Annotated in this window: 27 protein-coding genes; 1 reads left to right on the top strand and 26 read right to left on the bottom strand. The window is 37.6% G+C overall.

Features of this window, described 5'->3' with window-relative positions; translation table 11 throughout:
• Positions 1-48 precede the first annotated feature (48 nt).
• The 13 genes from H9631_RS07420 to H9631_RS07365 form a co-directional block, all read right to left on the bottom strand.
• Positions 49-549, bottom strand: a complete 501-nt coding sequence (locus H9631_RS07420; protein ID WP_077702581.1) for an antirestriction protein ArdA — start codon at positions 547-549, stop codon at positions 49-51.
• Positions 550-715: 166 nt separating this feature from the next.
• Positions 716-937: a hypothetical protein gene (locus tag H9631_RS07415; protein WP_077702580.1), complete on the bottom strand. Its 222-nt coding sequence runs from the start codon at positions 935-937 to the stop codon at positions 716-718.
• Positions 938-962: 25 nt separating this feature from the next.
• On the bottom strand, positions 963-2,165 hold the full coding sequence (gene mobT, locus H9631_RS07410; protein ID WP_188733402.1) for a MobT family relaxase: 1,203 nt from the start codon (positions 2,163-2,165) through the stop codon (positions 963-965).
• A gap of 224 nt (positions 2,166-2,389) precedes the next feature.
• Entirely contained in the window at positions 2,390-3,730 is a 1,341-nt protein-coding gene (locus H9631_RS07405) for an FtsK/SpoIIIE domain-containing protein (RefSeq protein ID WP_191811434.1), read from the bottom strand.
• Positions 3,730-4,110 (bottom strand): YdcP family protein, encoded by a 381-nt coding sequence (locus H9631_RS07400; RefSeq protein WP_077702578.1) that lies wholly within the window; start codon positions 4,108-4,110, stop codon positions 3,730-3,732. Before H9631_RS07400 ends, H9631_RS07405 begins: the two co-directional genes overlap by 1 nt.
• A 13-nt stretch (positions 4,111-4,123) precedes the next feature.
• Entirely contained in the window at positions 4,124-4,438 is a 315-nt protein-coding gene (locus H9631_RS07395; protein ID WP_077702577.1) for a YdcP family protein, read from the bottom strand.
• Between the two features lie 188 nt (positions 4,439-4,626).
• Positions 4,627-4,749 carry a hypothetical protein gene (locus H9631_RS22565; RefSeq protein ID WP_263600703.1) on the bottom strand — a complete coding sequence of 41 codons (123 nt, stop codon included), beginning with the start codon at positions 4,747-4,749 and terminating at the stop codon, positions 4,627-4,629.
• A 56-nt stretch (positions 4,750-4,805) separates the two neighbouring features.
• Positions 4,806-5,942 carry a helix-turn-helix domain-containing protein gene (locus tag H9631_RS07390; RefSeq protein ID WP_077702576.1) on the bottom strand — a complete coding sequence of 379 codons (1,137 nt, stop codon included), beginning with the start codon at positions 5,940-5,942 and terminating at the stop codon, positions 4,806-4,808.
• 23 nt (positions 5,943-5,965) lie between these two features.
• Complete coding sequence (locus H9631_RS07385) at positions 5,966-6,685, bottom strand: DUF5986 family protein (protein ID WP_188733404.1); 720 nt, start codon at positions 6,683-6,685, stop codon at positions 5,966-5,968.
• A 392-nt stretch (positions 6,686-7,077) separates the two neighbouring features.
• On the bottom strand, positions 7,078-8,139 hold the full coding sequence (locus H9631_RS07380) for a DNA cytosine methyltransferase (protein ID WP_188733405.1): 1,062 nt from the start codon (positions 8,137-8,139) through the stop codon (positions 7,078-7,080).
• Between the two features lie 431 nt (positions 8,140-8,570).
• Positions 8,571-9,146 (bottom strand): peptide deformylase, encoded by a 576-nt coding sequence (gene def / locus H9631_RS07375; RefSeq protein ID WP_077702571.1) that lies wholly within the window; start codon positions 9,144-9,146, stop codon positions 8,571-8,573.
• Entirely contained in the window at positions 9,139-9,330 is a 192-nt protein-coding gene (locus H9631_RS07370) for a helix-turn-helix transcriptional regulator (RefSeq protein WP_077702570.1), read from the bottom strand. The genes def and H9631_RS07370 overlap by 8 nt, the downstream gene beginning before the upstream one ends.
• 430 nt (positions 9,331-9,760) lie before the next feature.
• Positions 9,761-9,934, bottom strand: coding sequence for a hypothetical protein (locus H9631_RS07365; protein WP_191811432.1), 174 nt, complete (start codon positions 9,932-9,934; stop codon positions 9,761-9,763).
• Positions 9,935-10,090: 156 nt separating this feature from the next.
• On the opposite strand from H9631_RS07365, the gene H9631_RS07360 reads away from it, so the two are divergent.
• Positions 10,091-11,461, top strand: coding sequence for an amidase (locus tag H9631_RS07360; protein WP_191811430.1), 1,371 nt, complete (start codon positions 10,091-10,093; stop codon positions 11,459-11,461).
• Between the two features lie 150 nt (positions 11,462-11,611).
• Here the strand turns inward: H9631_RS07360 and H9631_RS07355 are convergent, their stop codons facing one another.
• The 13 genes from H9631_RS07355 to H9631_RS07295 all read right to left on the bottom strand — a co-directional run bounded on the left by H9631_RS07355 (position 11,612) and on the right by H9631_RS07295 (position 19,864).
• Positions 11,612-11,782 (bottom strand): YozD family protein, encoded by a 171-nt coding sequence (locus H9631_RS07355; RefSeq protein ID WP_191811428.1) that lies wholly within the window; start codon positions 11,780-11,782, stop codon positions 11,612-11,614.
• A gap of 21 nt (positions 11,783-11,803) precedes the next feature.
• Complete coding sequence (locus H9631_RS07350; RefSeq protein WP_191811426.1) at positions 11,804-12,031, bottom strand: YozE family protein; 228 nt, start codon at positions 12,029-12,031, stop codon at positions 11,804-11,806.
• A 178-nt stretch (positions 12,032-12,209) separates the two neighbouring features.
• Positions 12,210-12,395, bottom strand: a complete 186-nt coding sequence (locus H9631_RS07345) for a YjcZ family sporulation protein (protein ID WP_191811424.1) — start codon at positions 12,393-12,395, stop codon at positions 12,210-12,212.
• A gap of 124 nt (positions 12,396-12,519) precedes the next feature.
• The gene (msrB, locus tag H9631_RS07340) at positions 12,520-12,945 is read right to left on the bottom strand and encodes a peptide-methionine (R)-S-oxide reductase MsrB (RefSeq protein ID WP_191811421.1); all 426 of its coding nucleotides are present in this window, start codon (positions 12,943-12,945) and stop codon (positions 12,520-12,522) included.
• Positions 12,932-13,477 (bottom strand): peptide-methionine (S)-S-oxide reductase MsrA, encoded by a 546-nt coding sequence (gene msrA / locus H9631_RS07335; protein ID WP_191811539.1) that lies wholly within the window; start codon positions 13,475-13,477, stop codon positions 12,932-12,934. The genes msrB and msrA overlap by 14 nt, the downstream gene beginning before the upstream one ends.
• A 35-nt stretch (positions 13,478-13,512) precedes the next feature.
• On the bottom strand, positions 13,513-14,097 hold the full coding sequence (locus H9631_RS07330; RefSeq protein WP_191811419.1) for a YpmS family protein: 585 nt from the start codon (positions 14,095-14,097) through the stop codon (positions 13,513-13,515).
• Positions 14,098-14,127: 30 nt separating this feature from the next.
• On the bottom strand, positions 14,128-14,904 hold the full coding sequence (locus H9631_RS07325) for an SGNH/GDSL hydrolase family protein (protein WP_191811417.1): 777 nt from the start codon (positions 14,902-14,904) through the stop codon (positions 14,128-14,130).
• A 139-nt stretch (positions 14,905-15,043) separates the two neighbouring features.
• The gene (locus H9631_RS07320) at positions 15,044-15,880 is read right to left on the bottom strand and encodes a DegV family protein (RefSeq protein ID WP_191811415.1); all 837 of its coding nucleotides are present in this window, start codon (positions 15,878-15,880) and stop codon (positions 15,044-15,046) included.
• A 79-nt stretch (positions 15,881-15,959) separates the two neighbouring features.
• Positions 15,960-16,445 (bottom strand): dihydrofolate reductase, encoded by a 486-nt coding sequence (locus tag H9631_RS07315; protein WP_191811413.1) that lies wholly within the window; start codon positions 16,443-16,445, stop codon positions 15,960-15,962.
• Positions 16,442-17,236, bottom strand: a complete 795-nt coding sequence (locus H9631_RS07310; RefSeq protein ID WP_191811411.1) for a thymidylate synthase — start codon at positions 17,234-17,236, stop codon at positions 16,442-16,444. The genes H9631_RS07315 and H9631_RS07310 overlap by 4 nt, the downstream gene beginning before the upstream one ends.
• 19 nt (positions 17,237-17,255) lie before the next feature.
• Positions 17,256-17,942 (bottom strand): anthrax toxin lethal factor-related metalloendopeptidase, encoded by a 687-nt coding sequence (locus H9631_RS07305; RefSeq protein ID WP_191811409.1) that lies wholly within the window; start codon positions 17,940-17,942, stop codon positions 17,256-17,258.
• A gap of 329 nt (positions 17,943-18,271) precedes the next feature.
• The gene (locus H9631_RS07300; RefSeq protein WP_191811408.1) at positions 18,272-18,709 is read right to left on the bottom strand and encodes a BrxA/BrxB family bacilliredoxin; all 438 of its coding nucleotides are present in this window, start codon (positions 18,707-18,709) and stop codon (positions 18,272-18,274) included.
• A gap of 18 nt (positions 18,710-18,727) precedes the next feature.
• Entirely contained in the window at positions 18,728-19,864 is a 1,137-nt protein-coding gene (locus H9631_RS07295; RefSeq protein ID WP_191811407.1) for a conserved virulence factor C family protein, read from the bottom strand.
• Between the last annotated feature and the right edge of the window lie 211 nt (positions 19,865-20,075).

Here is a 20,075-nt window from a genome sequence, read left to right as displayed (position 1 = left end):
TTCATCAATAGAAAAAGCAGCCTGTGCGATAACAAGCTGCTTCTCCATCTATTGGATATATTCAAACACACCATGAGACGTAACAAGAAAATTACCGCTGATTTCTAAGTCACGTCCAAAAGCTTCATAATCAATATAGTTTTGTAGATTGGCAGGAACTTCTCCAAGTGCTCCTGTTTCCTCTACGAAATACCTTGCGACATCCGCCATATTCTCACAATCAGGATAATACATAATATCATCTTGGTGCTCCAGCAATTCTTCTATACTATTAAACCAATAGCTTTGAACTTCGGAAAGAGAATCATAAAGAGGCGTACCCTCAATTTCTGCGACCATTGCACATAATCGGTTCACTTCTGAAATAGGTGTATATTCGCCAATTTCAAAGGGAAGTTCGTAATCGAAGATTGCATATTCTTCATACTCTCCATTCAAACCGATACGTTCTTTCACTTCCTCAAAATCAATAGGTGGTGAGAACCAAGCACCATTAACTTCCCCTTCATTATATTTACCAAGATTCGTTATAAAAACTTGCATTTCCATAAAAATTCACATCCTTTTCATTAAAAATAGCCATAAAAAAGCAGCAGCTTATTATCTGCTGATACACAAATGAGGCTTGTTAATCCCTACCGCACTACCGTTTGGTCCACCATTTTTTTGTAGAACATAAGAAGACCACTTATCTTCCACAAAAAAACGGTACAATTTAAGACCCTATGATTCGATTAAATAGGTTTAACAACACGTCTTTCACACCAGCCGCATTAAAGACTAATCCTACTGCAACCAAAGCAATAATTAAAAAGCCAATTAGTTTGGAAAACTCCCGTTTAAAGCCTAAATAAATTCCAATTACGACAATCGCCATTAATACTAAAGATTGTGCATTACTTAAAAACCAATTGTATAAATTCTGGCCAAAGTTCATTTGATTTTCTCCCTTCATAAGTTAATCATTCGTTATCTGACTGTGGTTGAATCACTTTCCCTAAAGGAATGGTTTGTTGCATGAGTATTTTTTGATGGCGCTTGGATAACTCTGTCTGTTCCAACATATCCTTAATTACACTCGTTTGATTGAGTTCATCTATCTTTGTCGCTAGTTTCCAAGTGGGGGCGACTTGATGAGCTAGCCATCTGAGTGTCTTATCAAACGTATATGGTTCAGGTTTTGTCGTTAAAGAAATTTTTCTATTCACGCCTAAATCCAAAAATCGTTGCCATTCTTTATTCATTTTCCAACTACTGCGACGTTTTTCCTCGTCTTTATCGACAAAACGAATATATCGATTAATAATAGAAAAGGCGGTTCGCCCAGCATCTTCATACATCATTAAATCCACAACTGCATGGTATGCACGATCATTCTTTAATCGAATTTCAAAGCGATTTTTCACATCTGTATCTTCGAGAGATGTGCCATGCTTCACGTATTGTTCATAATCCTTTTCATACGCACAAAAGTACACGTCACTTTTTAAAGAGCCGATATATAACGTATTTCCCATGTCAGGCTTGTCTTCACTCTGCACAAGTTCACCAGAACGGTAACTTTTAAAACTACGAAAAACAGAGATACATTCTTCATTACGGCATTTATTCGTTAAAAACGGAATATCCAATACGCTTGTCTTATCGTTTATCGCAAGATCAATTCGTTTAAATACGCCACCAACACGAAACACTTCCATAAAAAAATCGAACCATGTTCGTTGCTGGGCTAATAAAAAGTTTTCAAATTGACGACATCCTTTCCCTTTAAGTTCGAGTAAACACCCTTTGTCTTCATCAGGAGAAACCATGACGACAATATCACCAAAAACGTATTGTTCCATATAGGAGTAAAACGCATAGTCCTCGTGTAACATGTATTCCATTTTGAGTTTTAAAATATCTTCAATGACAGGCTTCGGATTTGTCATTAAAAATCGAATCCGTACATAGTCAAATAAGATTTCCAAAGGAGCATCTGGATTAAATTGCTCTAAAATATCGAACAAAGCAACTTGCAGTGAATCGGAAGGAGTTACTTTTCCAGTTTCGATTTCACTAATATATTGTCTTGAAATTCCAATATGAACAGCCAGTTTATTTTGCGATACACCGTATTCCAGTCGTTTTTCCTTTAATTGTTGATACCAAGGTACTTGATTCATGTGCATTCCTCCAAACAAAAAAAGATGTCAACTAAAAGTTAAAAGCTGACATCTTCTCCATATGCTCCAAACCGTTGCGCCATCAGGTGTTATTGGCTTTTGGAACAGTTTCTTATTGTTTTTCTACCCCCCTGTTAGAAATGGGGGGTAAAGCGTGGCTGTCGCCACGCAGGCTTTGCCCAGCACAGCGGCTTACGCTTCGCACGCCGCCGCACTGGGCAGCCTTATTGAGCTAGTTTCTCTATCTCTTTTAAAAAGTCATGATCCTTTGGCACAAGTGGTGTGTAAAATTCGGTAATGACATTATCTCCTTTATCGACATAGCCACGTCCTTTAATCTGTTTTAAGAAAAATTGTTTTTGGACGTCGCTTCCAAACATCATGCCATATCCTAGTTCAGACATCCTTCCTAAAGCAACACGAAAATTAAATTGATCTCGAATCCCATCCCCTAAATATTTTGCATCTGGCCGCTGACAAGCAAGAATAAGAAAGAATCCAGCTTGACGACCTAACATGACAATCTGTTTTAGTTTCGTTAATACAGCTGTACTTTCTTTAGACGCAAGCATTTCCATAAAAGCTACGTATTCGTCAAAAACTAAAAAATGAGGAGCTAAGCCAAGATAAGCATAGTTTTCCCCTGTTTTATATCCTTCCATCTGTTTCATTTCTTCACTTCGAGCCATCATATCTTCATAAAATTGATCAATACTTGCCATCATGTCTTCCTTTTTATAATATACATCAGGCATGACGGTACTGAGATCGGCTAAATCGGCATTTTTCGGATCTAAAATATATAACTTGGCATCGGTTTTTAGCAGCGCTTCAATCAACGTAAGAATAAAATACGTTTTTCCACCACCTGTTCCGCCAGCAATCAACATATGTGGCAGCTTATCATATTCCCAATCCATTGATTTCATGAGCTTTAAGCTACCGTTTTGCGCAATGACTTCATCAATCGAAATTCGGTTCGCAATCATATCATAGAACAGGACATACTCCACATAGGAATCGTGTAATTCTTTTGATACCAGTTCACAGTACAGACCACTTTCTAACTTCTTTTCTAAATTTAACAATGGCTCTTGATATTTGCCAAGTGTTATTTCTACTTGAATATGAATCATGCCTTTTTCATACCGATAATACATCTTTGGAAAATGACTAATTTGTTCTTTCGCCTTACTAGATGGGATATCTTTGAAAAATCTTTCATTCATCACCTGTTTTGTTACATACCACTGATTGTCTAAAATCATCTTTGCGAGCTTTTGTCGATGCATCAACTGTTTTAGATGGTTGTAACGATACCGATAATAAACAAAAGCACAAATTGCCACCATGACCAAACTAATGATTAGTGAAGTGAATCCATACGTACTTACAAAATGAGTTTGAAATGGATCAAGTTCCCACGTTGTTGCAAACAAAAATCTCACATGAAAAGGGATAAAGAAAACGAGCCATACACCAAACAATCCAAAGAAGATAAATTGAAAAAAGAGAGAGGCGTCACTTGGTCGGATTCGCTTCCCTCTTTTTCGGTAAAATTTCATTATTTATCTTTGTTAGGTGTAGATTTTTGATTATTAGTGCTTGGTGTTGCCGTTTTCCCTTTTAAAATTAAATCATCTGCCTTGATATACCAATCCACATCCGCACCACGAAAAGTTGCATTTGCGACTGTATCTGCGACAGGATTGATCAGTTCTACTTCTGCATTATAATCAAAGTCTTTTAATGGAACAGAAGCAGGGATACTCACTTGAATCATGCGACCTTGTTCACGTGACTTTAAATCATAAGTGCGTTCCTTTACTTCTGTTGATACCGTACCATCTTCATTTTGTAAAAACACTTCCCGGCGTAATGACGAAAACTTTAATAATCCGAATGTCTTTTCTTTATCAATGACAATTCCTTCTGCTAATCTCATCACTTTTTCCTCCTTATGCTTTAACCATATCGTCAGCATGTAAAATGTATTTTGTAAAACCACGATCACCAATTTTATAGCCTTCTGCGGTAATTTTGGCATTGACTAACTTCACTTTTTCCTCATGTTTAAAGAATTTCTCTCCAGCTTCTTGTGGCAAAATCACCTCAATATCATCTGCACGTTGAACATCGGAATACAAATTATAACTACGTGACAATGTTGTCATGCGCCCATTAATACGACGCTGTTCCACCTTACCTTCTCCAGCATATTCTAAATTACCAAATGTTTTTTCCATGTTTGGAATGACATGTTTTAATTCCATTTTTCATTACCTCTTTTTCTTTTTTACTTTCTACTTAGAAATACCAAAATCCCCTTTTTCAGGATTTAACCTGTTAAAAGGGGATTAGAGTTTATCTTAAATGATTCTATAATCCAACTATGAGTCAAAATATAGACCTTTTTTAATAATTGAATAATAAAATCCTTGCGTTTTATGAGAATTATTATTTAATGCTTTTTATCTTGATGACTTTTTAAAGTTTTACCCGCTTTAGATTTCGCAGATTTACTACTATTTTTTGAAGCGAGCGTTTTACCAGCCTTACCTACTTTTCCGCCACTATGTTTCACCAAAATTTATCACCTCACATATCACTATTACTAAATGTCATTTCAACTTTTAACATCTAATCTCTTCTCATTTGAACAATATTCCCTCTGTTATTGTCTGCTAACTTTTCCAATGGAATTCCTAAAATTTCTGCCAAAATATCATTCGGCAAACTAATTTTGTATTTCCTTTCCAACAAATCTGATAGAGAGTTTTCCCCAATGATCCCTGCTTGTTCTAGTAATTCAAACGCTTGCTTCATAACAGTAGGTTTAGAAATAGGATGAACCGTATCAAATGGTTCGCTTCTCCTCCATCCCCTTGAACTCATCCTTTTTTGTAATCGTAGATACTGCTCTGAAGATACTAATCCCAGACTTTTTGATCGATATACCATGCTTGCGGCAGAAACTTTCCACTTTGATTTTAGATTAAGGTACGCATCTAAGTTATCTTCATATCCTTTTATATCTTCACAAAAAGCTTCTGAAGGTAATAAAAAGTTAGACGCAAAAATGTTCGCCTCTTTCTCCATTTCACGATATTCCTGTGGATTTAACTCTTGGGGATTTACTTTTTCTGAATGTAATACCCAATGAGCTAATTCATGTGCCAAACTAAATTGTTGACGAAAGAAAGAGTTATTATCTTGGTCAATTAAAATGCAATAATAATTTTTCCCATTCACCTTTGTTTGACTACCAAATGCATCTACTTTTTCAGATTGGGAATTTATTGCTGCAACTTGAAATCCATGTAACTCAAGCAAGTGAAGCATATTCTTGATTGGCTTATCCCCTAATTCCCATTTTTCGCGAAGTTGCTTTGCTGCTTCAGCTGGGTTTTCCGATAATTCCAACTCTCTCAAAACTGGAAAATTAACATAGTTTTCAAAGAAATTAGCTAATACAGCTAGATATTTTTTTAACATTTCACTCGGTTTTTTTTCAGATTGCGTGGATGTTAATCTACTTCTATAAAATGTACCTAATTCATTGTAAGTAAATTCATCATCTTGTTGAAAATATTTTAATGGAAAACCAAGTGCAAATATTATTTTTTGATATGTTTTAGCACTTGGCTGAGCATCGTTATGCTCATATTTCGAAATCATTTGTTTTGATACTCCAACCCTATCTGCTAGTTGGGGGATGGACATTTGTCTAAAACGACGCGCTTCCTTCAATCTATCTCCATTGAAAGATATTGTCATTATATACCACTCTTTCTATTTACTTAATCATCTATTGTTTTATTTATATCTTTTAACGTTACCAAGGACTGTCTTGACTCAACAGAATCACTTGTATCATCACTCATGATGTTGTCTCCAAAATATTGAGTATCCAATAAATCAGAAATATCCCTCTCACTCGACAATAAGAAATCAGAAGTATATTCTTGCAATAATGCTGCGATTGCTTCATCTTCATGGTAAGTAACACTTACCATTTTCACATTTTTTATATTCGAAGCATCTTTTCCAATCATTTTCTCAATATCTTTTTGTCTTTTGAGATTTAGTTCTTCTATCTCCTCATTAGCAATCGGAATAAACTCCAATTGTTCATTATCCATTGGCAGTAAACCTATGTTTTTTAGCAAAAAACTAACAGAATAATGGGAGCTTTCTCCTTTTTTCATATATTTTTTTCTGACTTGAGACAAATTATTTGCGGAAAATAATAGATATAATACTCCATTACTACGATCAAAAACAGGGTCAATTTGCCAAAGACTTGTCCTTTTAATATGAAAAACTTCTATTTCATCGAATTTGCTAAACTGAGCTTCCAAGTCGTCACTTCTTCTTGCCCATACACTAGCATATAATCCATTTTTATTACTTTTTGAAATTGCTTCTTCAAAATCATCTACAACATCTTTATTAGTAATCGACATTGCGTGTAAAATACCTTCTATAACGATTTGTTCCATATCGGTAGCGATAGCCATTAGAGACACTCCTAACTATGTAGTTTAGAAGTATCATATCATCTCAGTTGACGTTTTGCAATCTTTTTCCGATTAAAACTTACGATTAATAGATTTAACGTGAAAATGTCCCTTTATTTTAACTTAAATAAAATTTATACAATAAAAATATTTATCTTCATAACAAACAATATTAATAGTGTTGTATTTTAGACTGTATCAAAGTGTTTTTTATTTTGAATGGTCCAATTTCACTTTTCAATTAAGGCGGAGAACGAGAGATATTCATTTAACATCACACTCCTTACGCTTCTTGAATGCGATAATCTATACGTCCATAAATCACACACCACCTTATTTTGGGCAATAAAAAATCATGACAGATAAAATTTGTCACACGTTAGTTTTTTAATCTATAAAACTTCTGCAATACCAGCCATAATATATTCCGAACATGGTACAGCTATCGCATTGCCAATTGCTTTATATCTAGCATAATCACTTATCGCTTCGTCTTTATGTCCAAGGGCTGTCCATCCCTCTGGTAATCCCATCAAACGTTCACATTCTAATGGAGTAAGTTGTCGGATATAGCCCTCTTTTTCTTCGTCTTCGTACCAAAAAGAAAAGTTATTGACTGATCCCGCTAACAAAGTGGGGAAGGGATCGTTTGTTTTTCCAAAGCTTCCTTGGAACCCTTTTTTATTTTTTTCTTTGGCTGTACTTCGCATTCTTCTTTCTTGAAAGGGTCGGATGATGGGTATTTTCCCCCTTGCTTTTTGAGTAGATATTCTACTGGTAATGGGGGAGGACAGCCTGCTCTCTCTGCAAGACGTAAAAACCGATTGCAAATCACGGGCTTTAAATAATATTTCTGTGGCACGTGATCCCCCAAAATCTGCCACGAGAAAGATACGTCTTCTTCTTTGAGCGAGTGTGGGCTTTCCCCAATATTGGGCATCCAACAATCGCCAAGCGATATCAACATCATTCCCTCGGACCATTCCAGCATTTGCCCAGACTCCAGAAGTAGGCATTGGAATTTCGGTATTTGTGAACGATTCAAGCACGGCCTTAAAATCCAGCCTGTTATTTGATGAAAAAGCTCCCATGACGTTTTCCCAAACAGCGATAACTGGATATGTTCCATTCGTTGCACACCTCATTTCTTCTATAATTCGGATTGCGTGATAAAATAAACTCGATTGACTTCCTGTAAGACCTTCTCGTTTACCAATATTGGATAGGTTCTGACAAGGGGAACCAAATGTAATGATATGAACAGGTGAGATTTCTCCCCCTTTTACTTTTGTAATATCCCCTAAATGATAGATGTTAGGAAAATGTCGTTTCGTAATAGATATGGGGGATTTTTCTATTTCACTTGCCCATATTGGTTGAATCCCATAATGAGAAGCAGCTAATGGAAATACACCTATCCCATCAAATAAACTTCCTAAAGTAAGTTTTGTCATATTCCACCTTCTATTCTCCGTTTTTAGGCGTAAAAAAAGACGTTCATTTTATTTGAACGCCTTACATTTTTTATTCTATTGTGTTCCCACACCCCAGATCAATTACCACTGAAACGGTAATGTGGTTTTTCAGTACTTTATTTCTCGTTTTTTCACCTTCTCCTACAAACACGAAATGCTTGTGAAAGTGTTTAAAACTAAGGATTTCTATATAGTTTCCCTTTGTAGCAACGATACACACTACACATTCATAGAATTGATTATACAAAAATAATATATTGTTTTATGATTCATAAACTTCTTGTCATTCTCCATCTTTCAGTAATATAGTTTATAAAACATCCTTTCCAAAGTACAAACAAAATTTAAATAAAACGTTTATTTTCGTATTTACTATATTTCACATGAACTTGTAGCAACAATTTGGAAATTCAGTACAAACTTTTGCAATTTTCCGGTAGTTTAAAAGAATTTTCTTTATTAAAACGCTCATAAAACATGATTCCGTTTAAGTGATCTATTTCATGCTGAATAACAATAGAGGAATAACCTTTAAGTTTCAACACTATCTCTTCTCCCTTTATATTAAATCCTTTCACTTTAATTCTCTCATATCTAGGGACAAATCCTTTTATATCCCTATCAACTGAAAGGCAACCTTCACTCGGTGGTAGGTAAATCATAGAAATTGAATGACTGATTATTTTAGGATTAATAAGCATATATTCATGTTGGATACCTTTCTCATCTGTTAAAAAAGCAACGAACATCCGCTTATTCAAACCAATCTGATTTGCTGATAAGCCAACTCCTGCTCGCAATTTATATTTTTCAGACAAATCGTGGTCTTGACTATTTTTCAAGAAATTCATCATACAAATTAATATTTCCTTATCTTCTTCTAAAGGAGGTATCATCACATCTTGTGTTGGTTGATGTAGAATTTCATTACCCTCCCTCACAATATCTTTCATGGTCAGCATATAATTCAAATGAAATTTACTCATAAATAAACAATTCATCTACCTTTACTTTTAATGTTTTTGATAATTTAAAATCCAACTCCAGTGTAGGATCATATTTATCATTTTCTATACAATTTATTGTTTGTCTAACAACTCCACACTCCTTGGCAAGTTGCTCTTGTGTTATCCCCAGTTTTTTTCGTATTTCTTTAATTTTATTTTTCAATGGTATCACCTATGTCAAAATAATTGGACATTACTATTTTAACAATTTTTCCTAGTGTGTCAATAGCCTTTAAATGATTCACTTAATTGTCCTAATTCAAATAGTAGTTTTTATTCAACTCCTTAAGTTTGTTCACAACTAAAAATAACTTTTGGCGGAGAATAACCTTCAAAGATAGTATTGAAGTACTAATAATATTATAAATATTAATCTCACTCTCTAAAAAACGAATACCCAAAAAACCCTAATATACAGCGACTTCAAAACAAATAAAAAATAAAAAAGAGATACTGCTTTTACACAATATCCCTCGTTTTTCTCCGTTTCCTCTGGCGGAATCTTGGCGGAGAACCTATTCATTTTTAATCATTTCATCCATTTTACGTACCATCGAAATGCAGTCAAATCAACGTTTTCACTTCAAATGCTCTTAGTGAATTATTCCCGATCCGTTTATGTACTTACCGTCCACCTTCCAATCACCTCGAGAAATGCCATTTTCCGCTTTGTTAACTTTTATTTGCATTGTATGGTCACAAGGAGGCGGTGTTTCCGCTTCCATCACAACCCTCTGCAGATCGCTCATCGTATACATTTTGGCCATGGCTGTACCCTTCTCTCATATCATTTTATAAACGAATTATACATTTTTAGTTATATTTAATCAACTAAATTTTTAGAAATTTGGATAAAGTTATTCTCTATATATGCTAAACTAGTATTCATTAAGATTAAAAGCATTTTTAGAGGAGGTAAAAATATGGTAACAATTCAGGACTTGCTGGAAGGTTATAGAACAAAGAAGTTTTCCCCTGTTGAAGTGACGAAAGAGTATTTACAAAGAGCTAAGCAGGCTGAATCGCTTAATGCTTTTATCGAAATAACCGGACAAACCGCTATGCATCAGGCAGAAATAGCCGAAACCCGCTGGTCAATAGGACAGGCTGGAAAGCTGGAAGGTATACCGCTCTCATATAAGGATAATATTTATGTAAAAGGAATACCGGCAACTAGTGGCTCCATTATTGACCGCCAGTTTGTCCCCGCTGAAAATGCCCCTGTCATTCAAGGTTTGCAGAATGAAGGCGCCGTTATGATAGGAAAAACGAATATGCATGAATTTGCCTTTGGGATCACAAACAATAATCCTTTCTATGGTCCCGCGAGAAACCCTTGGCATCCAGACTATATTTCTGGAGGATCAAGCGGCGGTTCTGCAGTTTCAGTCGCAGCTAATTTGAGCGTTGCTTCCATCGGAACAGATACGGGAGGGTCCATCAGAATTCCTGCTTCCTGCTGCGGCTTAATCGGATTAAAGCCCACGCACGGGTTCATTAATAATGCCGGCACTACTCTCATTTCATGGTCATTGGACCATATCGGACCGATTGCCAAAAATACGGCTGATCTTGCTTTAGTAATGAAGGCAATGACGGATATCAGCTATTCCTATGATAACGCTAGTTTAAAAGGCTGGAAAATAGGCGTCCCTGTCAATTATTTTACAGAGCGGATGGAGCCAAAGATTTCAGAGGTATACAAAGATACGTTAAATAAACTTGAAAAACTGGGCGCATCACTGATTGAAGTGGAAATTCCGCATGTTGAAGAAGCATCTTCCATCACATTTACCTTGGCAGTTGCAGAAGCGGGGTATGTTCATAAAGAGAAAATTGCGCGTGAGTTAGAGAAATACGGAGACGATGTAAAAGCAGTCATGGAATCCAGTTCATCGATCCGGGCAGTCGACTATATTAATGCTTTAAGACGGAAAGAAGAAATAACCATAGATTTCAATCGTGTATTTAACAACATCGACCTGATTGTAACACCGACCCTGCCGGCTCTTCCCAAACCTATTGGAGAAGAAGTTGTCCAAATCGGCGGAGAGCCAGAGCAATTATTTGACTGCCTGATTCGGTACACATCCTTTTTCAATCTAACGGGCCACCCTGCCATCTCGATCCCGGTTGGACTCACTGACGAAAATCTTCCGGCAGGTGTTCAGTTTGTGGGAGGAAAATTAAATGAACAACGCCTGATTTCCGCTGCAGCCGCTTTTGAGAAGCATTATTTAGAAGACTTTTTTAAAACAAGGGAAGAACAGACGTTACATTATCAAAAAGCTTAAGGGGAAGCTGTGGCTCCCCCCTTTTCATCGAAAATAAAGAAAGTATAACATTTTTATCGTTTTCATTTCAAAAATCAAATTTCCATTTCTGTACAGGATGTCACGTTCTGAGCCTGACAGGCGCTCAACGCCTTGCGCCTTTCTTATCGATCATTCATCCCATTCTTCAGCAATGATATCTTTTTTCAATAAATATTCAAACGTAATATCAGCGAGCTCCCTAATCTCGTCTTCTGCAGGAATGAAACCCCTTTTGATGAGTTCTTGGTAAAAAAAATCAGCAATTTCTTCTGTATCAATAAACACATCGATTTCACACATTTCATTCCGCCCCTTTATTTTCTATTTTTTGCTCTCTGCTTCCAAGTACAATTCCCAAGCTTCATCGAAGACCGACAGCGTTGTTTGATATCCTCCATTCAATTCAAGGTAATCGCTGATTTCATAGTAATCCAATGAATCCTTTGGAAAACCATGATCCTTATATACTTCTTCAGCAAAAGAGCTTAAATCATCTTTTGACCCAGGCTGCCGGTATTTAAGTAAAAAATGATAAAAAGATTTCTTCATGATTCCATACGCCTTTCAGCTGTGTTGTTCATTCAATATAGCTGATTATCCTATTTCTGTAAACAAAAAACTCCTGAGGTTGTCTTTCTATAATAGTATGCTTAACCAGTTTCAAAAAGCCCCCTATTTATTCAGGAGGCCCACTTTTTTAGAAATTTCCAATTTCTCATCTATATTTTTAGAAACACCAGCAAGCGCCAATAATGATCAACAGGATGAACAGCACAACAATCAGTGCAAAGCCGCCTCCAAATCCGACTCCACCTACTCCACATCCTCCGCCATATCCAAATGCTGGGGATACAAAGCCACCGTCGCATCCACAACCACCGAATCCGCCATATCCACCATATCCACCGTACATGTCATCACTCCTCATTTCATTTCTTATAGTCTCTTCATCCATATACTATGTAGGTGTTTTGTGGACCGCATGTGCTTTTGCCTATTTTTTTAATAAATGAGGGATATTGGCTCAGAGGTATAGGCTATTCAAACATCTTTTTAAATTCACCGAAACCTTCCTTTTCCAGTTCTTCTTTTGGAATGAAGCGTAAAGAAGCAGAATTGATGCAGTACCTAAGCCCAGCCGGACCGGGGCCATCTGGAAACACATGACCTAAATGGGAATCGGCAGTCTTGCTTCTTACTTCTGTTCTTATCATCCCGTGAGTAAAATCCTTTTTTTCCAATACTTCACTGTCTTCTATCGGTTTAGTAAAGCTTGGCCAACCGCAGCCAGCATCATATTGGTCCTTTGAGCTGAACAAAGGTTTTCCTGAAATGATATCTACATAAATTCCTTCCGCCTTATTATTCCAATATTTATTATGAAAAGGAGGCTCAGTTCCATTATTTTGGGTCACTTCATATTGAAGCGGCGTCAATTTATTTTTAAGCTCATTTTGATCCATTGTGTTCACCCCAATATCGCTCAATAAATCGTGCTCTTCCTGAACCGTGCTGATAAGCCATGTAACGTTCAGGGTTTTTCTGATAAAACTGCTGATGATATTCTTCTGCTTCATAAAATGGCTTAGCTGGCTCGATTGCAACAACGATAGGCTTAGAAAATTTCCCGCTTTTGTCCAAATTTGCCTTTGATTCCTCTGCAATAGCCCTTTGCTCTTCATTATGATAAAAAATGGCCGGACGATAAGAATCTCCTCGGTCATAAAATTGTCCTTCTGCATCGGTCGGGTCTATTTGCAGCCAGTATAACTCCATCAGTTTGCTGTATGAAATAACTGTCGGGTCAAAGGTGATTTGTACAGCTTCCGTATGGCCAGTCACACCTGAACAGACTTGCTCATAGGTAGGATTTTCGACTGTTCCTCCTGTGTAGCCTGACACGACCTTCTCGATGCCAGGCATCTCGTCAAACGGTTTCACCATACACCAGAAGCAACCTCCAGCAAATGTTGCCAATTGCAGCTGATCGTCCATTTTCATTGCTACTCCTCCTTTTACGACTCATTATTCTATTCAGTAGGGACGAGCATCTTCATGGATATCCGATCTCTTGCAAGGTCAAATTCCTGCACCCTTACCTGAATTCCATTGTTAAGCCTCATTTCCTGCAATGCCACATATATTTGCTGATCATTTGGCTGAATGATGACCCACGACGGTAATTTATAGGCATCCCGGATAAACTTCATGATATAAGAGACTGGTAATTTTACATCGCCCAAATAAACATCTTTCTGTTCCAGTACCAAATCACCATTGTCTAATGCTTTAGGTTCAAAAGTCATTTTCAACTGCAGCGCTTGTGAAAATACTGAAACCTCTCCATAAAGCTCAACCTCATCAGTCAAAAAGACATTATAGTGGATGGGACCATTTAACCCTTCCTCTTCTATATAATAATTAATAAGGTCGTTCAAATCCTCTTTACGGGTCTCTATAGTAAATTCAGAGTAAGTGCTTGTGTCAGTTGTATTTTTGGGAATTTCTGTTTGATCCGAAGACAAAAACAGAAGTAACCCTATTCCGCAAATGAATATCAAGTTCACGGCAGCCAAGATTAAAAAGCCGATTTTCCAATAGTTTTTATCACCCATTATTTTTCCCCCGTACTGCAATCTTCCAACTTAAAATCTTCTTTCGGCATTTAAGTAATCATAAATCCGCTCTGCAATCAGCTCATACCCTCGAGTGTTAGGATGAAAATAATCCGTATAAAGCAGACTCTCCTCATTATTTTCAAATATGTCTGCGACAGGTACAAAGAGCGCATGATCAAACTCTGCGATCGTTTCAGAACTCACCTTGTTCCAGTTGTCGATAATTTGATCCATTTCTTTTATATCCGAAAACCATTTAATAAAGGGATTATAGATTCCGACGAGAATAATATCAGCATCGCTGTTATAACTCCTTATCAAAGTTAATATGTTATCAAGCCTGCCTTTATATTCATCTTCTGCTTTAATGAATTTATTCAGTTTAAGACCTAGGAGGTTTTCTCTAAAAACCTGCATGACATCATTGCCGCCAATTGTGATGATGACCAAATCCGCATCCATGATGTCTGACATAACCTTCGGCTGCTTTAGGCGCTTTAATAATTGGTCCGTTCTGTTTCCTTTTTTGCCGTGATTGGCAAATTCTGCTTTGTTGATGCCTTTCAATTCCTCAAGGGTCGCTTTTAAGAAGGGAATATATCCTCCAAGATGATCATCAGAGCCTACTCCTTGGGTCAAAGAATCCCCAACAGAAACTATCTTCATGTCATGAGGAATAAAATCTGCGGGAGGCGTCTGTTTTTCTTCTATTGCCGTTTCTTTCTTAGTCAGTTCCCTTATTTGATTTGCACACCCGGAAAGAAATAATATGAAGCAAATTAATGCAAATACAATTTTTTTCATTTGGCTTGCCCACTCACTTTATTTAAATGCTTTCATTATAACATCATATGCAGTTTAGGATAAAAAGATATATAAACCATTAAAGAAAGCATCTGTTCCGTGCGTCCCATCTAGAAGCGATCTTTATAACTATTTTTGGTCATTCTGCAAAATATGAAAAGCCGATAGCTCCTTGTCCAGTATGAGTGCTGATGACTGGGCTGGTCCAAAGTATCTCAATAGAGTGGAAATCTGCCTTTTCCTCAATTTGCTCTTTCAATTTTATGGCGAAATCCAGTCCATTCGCATGAGCAATGCTAGCATATTTTATTGTTTTCCCTTTCACGTCTTTCATAAACTGTTTCACAATATATTTGATTGCCTGTGATTGACTTCGAACCTTAGCGACCGGGGAATACTCCCCATCTTCCAGGATGGCGATCGGCTTAATATTCAAAATAGAGCCAATTAGTGCAGTCCCTTTCCCAATGCGTCCGCCTTTAACGAGATTCTCCAAAGTATCGACAACAACAAATAAATGGGTATTTTTTCTAATCTCATGTATTTTTCGTATGATTTCGTCTGCGCTGCGTCCTTCCTTCGCCATTTTTGCCGCTTCCCTAACTTGAAAGCCCAACGCTTTGGAGATAAATAGGGAATCTACCACATTTACTTTTCCGTCAGCCATCTTTGCAGCTGTCTTCGCTGATTCTGCTGTTCCGCTTAGCTTCCCAGATAAGTGAATAGACAAGACCTCACTCCCGTCCTCTGTCAACTGACTATACAGCTTAATCAATTCACCAATCGCTGGTTGTGAGCTTTTTGGGAACTCCTTCGAATTATTCATTTTTTGAATGAATTCTTCTGGAGTTATATCAACGCCATCCAAAAAGGACTCCTCTCCAATGGATATAGTTAGGGGAACAATCATCACTTCCAGTTCATTCGCTTCCTCTGTCGTCAAGTCACTGCTTGAATCTGTCACAATTTTAATCACTGTATACTACACATCCTCAGAGCTGATACTTTTATTTGCGAGCTAGCATAAGAAAAAGCGAACACACCGGTTCGCTTTTTTAATCCCGTTCGTATATTTGGAACTCATAATCATATGGATTTTTTTCATCTTTCGGGCCTTCTTCAGCAGAAACTAACCGCCACTTTTTCCAATCAAGTTCAGGAAAATATGTATTGCCCTCAAATGTAGCCCCGATCTTTGTAACATACAATCGGTCAGCGTCTTCCAGAAAAAGTTTAAATATTTCAGAACCGCCGGTGATGAATACTTCTGATCCTTTTTCCTTAATCCATTCAAGCAGGTCTTCTCTGGCATGAAAAACGAGACAACCTTCAGCCTGATAATCCTGATCTCTTGTCAAGATGATATTTGTGCGTCCAGGCAATGGCCTGCCGATAGATTCATACGTTTTTCTTCCCATTACAATCGGATGGCCCATTGTCGTTTCTTTGAAATACTTTAAATCGGCTGGTAAGCTCCAAGGAAGGTCATTATTATTTCCGATCAGTCCATTTTCATCTTGGGCCCACAAAAAAGAAATCATACACTCACGGCTCCTTTTATATGTGGTTGAGCATTATAATCTTCCAATGAAAAATCTTCAAAGGTGAATGCGAACAAATCCTTTACATCCGGATTGATGATCATTTTTGGAAGTGGGCCTGGTTCTCTTGTTAACTGCAGTTCCACCTGCTCGATATGGTTCTTATATATATGTGCATCGCCCAGTGTATGGACAAATTCTCCAAGCTCCAGACCCGTAACCTGTGCCATCATCATGGTCAATAGAGCATAGGAAGCTATATTAAATGGCACGCCTAAAAAAATATCGGCAGAACGCTGATATAACTGGCAGGAGAGTTTCCCATCTGAAACATAGAATTGAAATAGACAATGACAAGGCGGCAACGCCATCTTATCAAGCTCCCCTACATTCCAGGCATTTACGATCATTCTTCGAGAGTCTGGTTTTGTGCTAAGCTGATCTAGTATATCTTTAATCTGATCTACTGTTTCTCCGTTAGCTCCCTGCCATGAACGCCACTGCTTTCCATAAACAGGACCAAGGTCGCCAGATTCATCAGCCCATTCATTCCAAATCCTAACCCCATGATCCTGCAGATATTTCACATTTGTATCTCCAGCTAAAAACCAAAGCAGCTCATGAATAATTGATTTCACATGGAGTTTTTTTGTGGTCAAGAGTGGAAAGCCTTCCTGCAGATCAAACCTCATTTGATATCCAAAAGTACTGATTGTTCCAGTCCCTGTCCGATCTTCCTTCAATGTTCCATTTTTAAGTACATGATTGCATAATTCCAAATACTGCTTCATAAAAAACACCCTCGCTTTATTATAAACTGTTTAAGAAAGTATACATCTTTGGGGCTTTCATTTTCAATTGTTCCCGGGTCTCTTTCGAATAAAAGTAATAAGCGAAACATTCAGCAAAATACTCTTCTTTATAATCAAGAAAATAATCCCGCTTCGGAAATAGGACGCCAGCTTCCTCTTTCCACGTTTGCGTTATGATTTTGTCAGCTTTTTCATGATTATAAGAAAATCTCTGAAGGGAATGCGCAAGCTCATGATATTCCAAATTTACAGAGCTGTGGCCTTTTCCTTTTTCACTTGAGCCAATTTTGACAAAAACATATTGTGATCCGCCAGCCCCTGGCAAATCATCCCATAAGATAGTTTCTGGATAACCCCTTGGCACCTTTCCTTTTAAATTCTCTGTAAAAGGCTGATCCGTCAGTTTTCCATCAAAAAGAATAATTTTAATTCCATTTTCGTTTATATTAGATAAAATAGAAGTCGGCAAGTGATCCAACCTCTTGATAATTTTAGCCGCTTCTTCTTTATCAAATTCTTTTTCCGGCAGTATGATGGTATCTTTAAGCAGTTTCCCTGACTGCAAAGCTAACAAACTATAAAGCTCGCTCTCGCCAAGCGGCTTCCCGATATTGATGGCTTTGGAAAAGTCAGAATTAAGAAATAAGATAGGTATAATAAGAAGGATTAATGAAATTTTGCGCATTCTAGGCTGCCTCTTCTCTTCTTTATGTTGAGGATAGTCTAAATTATACCATACTTAACATGAGATACAGAGAATGCTAGAAGAAGAATTTCATTGTGTTCACTGCCTGATGAAATGCGAATGAATTGCCCTATAAGAAAGATTTTTAAGTTATGAATGGTAAAAATTTTAAGTTGAGGTATAATATGAGTATTGTTTTGTATAAGGAGGGTCATGGATGACTGCATTAATTTCAATTGGACTAATTGCTTTACTAGGCTTTTTTGTTTATTTATCAATTGCGGATTAAGAGCTTTGGGCTACTCATGTGCCCAAAGCTCTTAATCCTTTTACTTACAGTTTTTTTCAAAAGCGTTTTTTATGTTGTCTACGATATGTTCCACTTCATTCCCCTCGATATCTTCCCTTGGGATGAAATGAACAACTTCTTTTCCTTGTAGGAGCGCAATTGAAGGTGATGATGGTTCATATCCAGTAAAATACTCACGCATTTTCGCGGTCGCTTCCCTTTCCTGGCCAGCAAAAACCGTTACAAGCTGATTAGGCGTTACAGAGCTTTCCTCAATTGCTTTGATAGCCGCCGGCCTCGCAAGCCCAGCAGCACAGCCGCAGACTGAGTTAACCACAACAAGGGTGGTCCCTGCTGCATTATTCATGAACTCTTCAACTTCTTCAGGAGTCAAGAGCTCCTTGAAATTCGAACGGACAAGCTCTTCTCTCATCGGCTTGACCACTTGCTTCATATATTCCTCATATGCCATCGACATAGTCATTCCTCCATCTCTTTACTTTGAAATTTGTTTCCTTGCTTCCGTCATTTGTTTCCAAACTGATCCTTTGGCCTCTTCCCCGCCTTCAATGCGCTCAATAGCCATTTTCACTTGCAGTTGGACTTCAAATTCCGGATCATTTTCCGCTTCTTTAAGAGCTGGCAAAACTCGCTCATCCCCCACTTCGTACAGGAACATCGCAGCGCGCCAACGGACAATTTTGCTTTTATCCTTCAATGCTTGACTCATTTCCTCCATGGCTTCAACAAAGCCAAGATCCGAAAGACAATCACCTGCCGTTCTTCTTACTGTGACCGTCTGATCGTGCAATCCTTCATATAAAAGAGGGAGAACGCATTTATCCTCTATCATGCCAAGATAAACAACAGCAAGTCGCCGTATGGAAGATTTTTCATCATGCAGAGCTTTTTCAAGCACCGGAATATCCTCCATCACAGGCGTGTCCATTTGCTCTAACAGTTGATATCTTTTCCGCCAATCAGACTCGTCAAGCATTTCTGGAGTGAGCTTGATCAACCTTCTTGTTTGAATCGCGTTTTGGCCATCAGGCCTATTGGCATCTGATATAATCTGTCTCAATCTTTCGCCAGGATATGCAGCGCCCAATTCTTCTGTGACCTGTTGTCCAATCTCATCAAGATCACCGTATCTGACTCCCATGTCTTTCCATTTTCTCAACAGGACATAATTATCCCCTTCCGATTGTACCGATGACATGGCATCAGCAAAACGGTTCGGCAGTCCAAATCTTTTTTCTTCCGTTCCTGTTGATAGCTTAACCTGGAGTGGAATACCCTTAAACATTTGCACCTGGACCTCTACCTCACCGTAATGTTCATCTGCCTTGATTTGTCCGTCATTTGAAGTATCCGCCTCTTCTCCAAACACTTCTCTAACTTTCGGTAAAATTTCTTCCCAGTGAAATTTGCCATTTCTCTCTATAGCCAAAAAATCAGCGACATGGTAAACGCCCTTGACTCCATCTATTTGAAGAATCTGCTTAATATACGGCGGAGCCGAATCAATATGCTCTTTTTTATAGTTGTTGCTGACACCCGCTTCAAGCTCTTCGTTTAAAATTACCTTCATCGTGTTTGGACTTGGTGTCGGTTCAATTGTTTTTATTTTCATGCAATCCACCTTTCCCGAAAGTAATCGTTTTAATATCCACACGCCCATTGTACCATAGCCATCACTTATCAACTAATAATGGGATTGTGCCCAGAAACCATTCGTTTTTAGACGGTTGGAGACTTTATATGAGAGTTGGAGACTTTATATGAGAGTTGGAGACTTTATATGAGAGTTGGAGACTTTATATGAGAGTTGGAGACTTTATATG

Source organism: Bacillus norwichensis, from assembly GCF_014836955.1.
In the GTDB taxonomy this organism is placed as follows: Bacteria; Bacillota; Bacilli; order Bacillales; family Bacillaceae_C; genus Siminovitchia; species Siminovitchia norwichensis.
This window is presented reverse-complemented; position numbering and strand designations above follow the sequence as displayed.

Bases quoted from the DNA above. Each gene is read 5' to 3' on its own strand.
- H9631_RS07300 (WP_191811408.1), bottom strand. From the start codon at position 18,709: ATGTCGATGGCATATGAGGAATATATGAAGCAAGTGGTCAAGCCGATG.
- H9631_RS07305 (WP_191811409.1), bottom strand. From the start codon at position 17,942: ATGCGCAAAATTTCATTAATCCTTCTTATTATACCTATCTTATTTCTT.
- msrA (WP_191811539.1), bottom strand. From the start codon at position 13,477: ATGGACGATCAGCTGCAATTGGCAACATTTGCTGGAGGTTGCTTCTGG.
- H9631_RS07385 (WP_188733404.1), bottom strand. From the start codon at position 6,685: ATGGCTATCGCTACCGATATGGAACAAATCGTTATAGAAGGTATTTTA.
- def (WP_077702571.1), bottom strand. From the start codon at position 9,146: ATGAGTAAATTTCATTTGAATTATATGCTGACCATGAAAGATATTGTG.
- msrB (WP_191811421.1), bottom strand. From the start codon at position 12,945: ATGGATCAAAATGAGCTTAAAAATAAATTGACGCCGCTTCAATATGAA.
- H9631_RS07350 (WP_191811426.1), bottom strand. From the start codon at position 12,031: ATGAAGAAATCTTTTTATCATTTTTTACTTAAATACCGGCAGCCTGGG.
- H9631_RS07345 (WP_191811424.1), bottom strand. From the start codon at position 12,395: ATGTACGGTGGATATGGTGGATATGGCGGATTCGGTGGTTGTGGATGC.
- H9631_RS07355 (WP_191811428.1), bottom strand. From the start codon at position 11,782: ATGTGTGAAATCGATGTGTTTATTGATACAGAAGAAATTGCTGATTTT.
- H9631_RS07310 (WP_191811411.1), bottom strand. From the start codon at position 17,236: ATGAAGCAGTATTTGGAATTATGCAATCATGTACTTAAAAATGGAACA.
- H9631_RS07325 (WP_191811417.1), bottom strand. From the start codon at position 14,904: ATGAAAAAAATTGTATTTGCATTAATTTGCTTCATATTATTTCTTTCC.
- H9631_RS07405 (WP_191811434.1), bottom strand. From the start codon at position 3,730: ATGAAATTTTACCGAAAAAGAGGGAAGCGAATCCGACCAAGTGACGCC.
- H9631_RS07420 (WP_077702581.1), bottom strand. From the start codon at position 549: ATGGAAATGCAAGTTTTTATAACGAATCTTGGTAAATATAATGAAGGG.
- H9631_RS07360 (WP_191811430.1), top strand. From the start codon at position 10,091: ATGGTAACAATTCAGGACTTGCTGGAAGGTTATAGAACAAAGAAGTTT.
- mobT (WP_188733402.1), bottom strand. From the start codon at position 2,165: ATGAATCAAGTACCTTGGTATCAACAATTAAAGGAAAAACGACTGGAA.
- H9631_RS07395 (WP_077702577.1), bottom strand. From the start codon at position 4,438: ATGGAATTAAAACATGTCATTCCAAACATGGAAAAAACATTTGGTAAT.
- H9631_RS07315 (WP_191811413.1), bottom strand. From the start codon at position 16,445: ATGATTTCTTTTTTGTGGGCCCAAGATGAAAATGGACTGATCGGAAAT.
- H9631_RS07380 (WP_188733405.1), bottom strand. From the start codon at position 8,139: ATGACAAAACTTACTTTAGGAAGTTTATTTGATGGGATAGGTGTATTT.
- H9631_RS07400 (WP_077702578.1), bottom strand. From the start codon at position 4,110: ATGAGATTAGCAGAAGGAATTGTCATTGATAAAGAAAAGACATTCGGA.
- H9631_RS07390 (WP_077702576.1), bottom strand. From the start codon at position 5,942: ATGACAATATCTTTCAATGGAGATAGATTGAAGGAAGCGCGTCGTTTT.
- H9631_RS07295 (WP_191811407.1), bottom strand. From the start codon at position 19,864: ATGAAAATAAAAACAATTGAACCGACACCAAGTCCAAACACGATGAAG.
- H9631_RS07330 (WP_191811419.1), bottom strand. From the start codon at position 14,097: ATGGGTGATAAAAACTATTGGAAAATCGGCTTTTTAATCTTGGCTGCC.
- H9631_RS07415 (WP_077702580.1), bottom strand. From the start codon at position 937: ATGAACTTTGGCCAGAATTTATACAATTGGTTTTTAAGTAATGCACAA.
- H9631_RS07365 (WP_191811432.1), bottom strand. From the start codon at position 9,934: ATGGCCAAAATGTATACGATGAGCGATCTGCAGAGGGTTGTGATGGAA.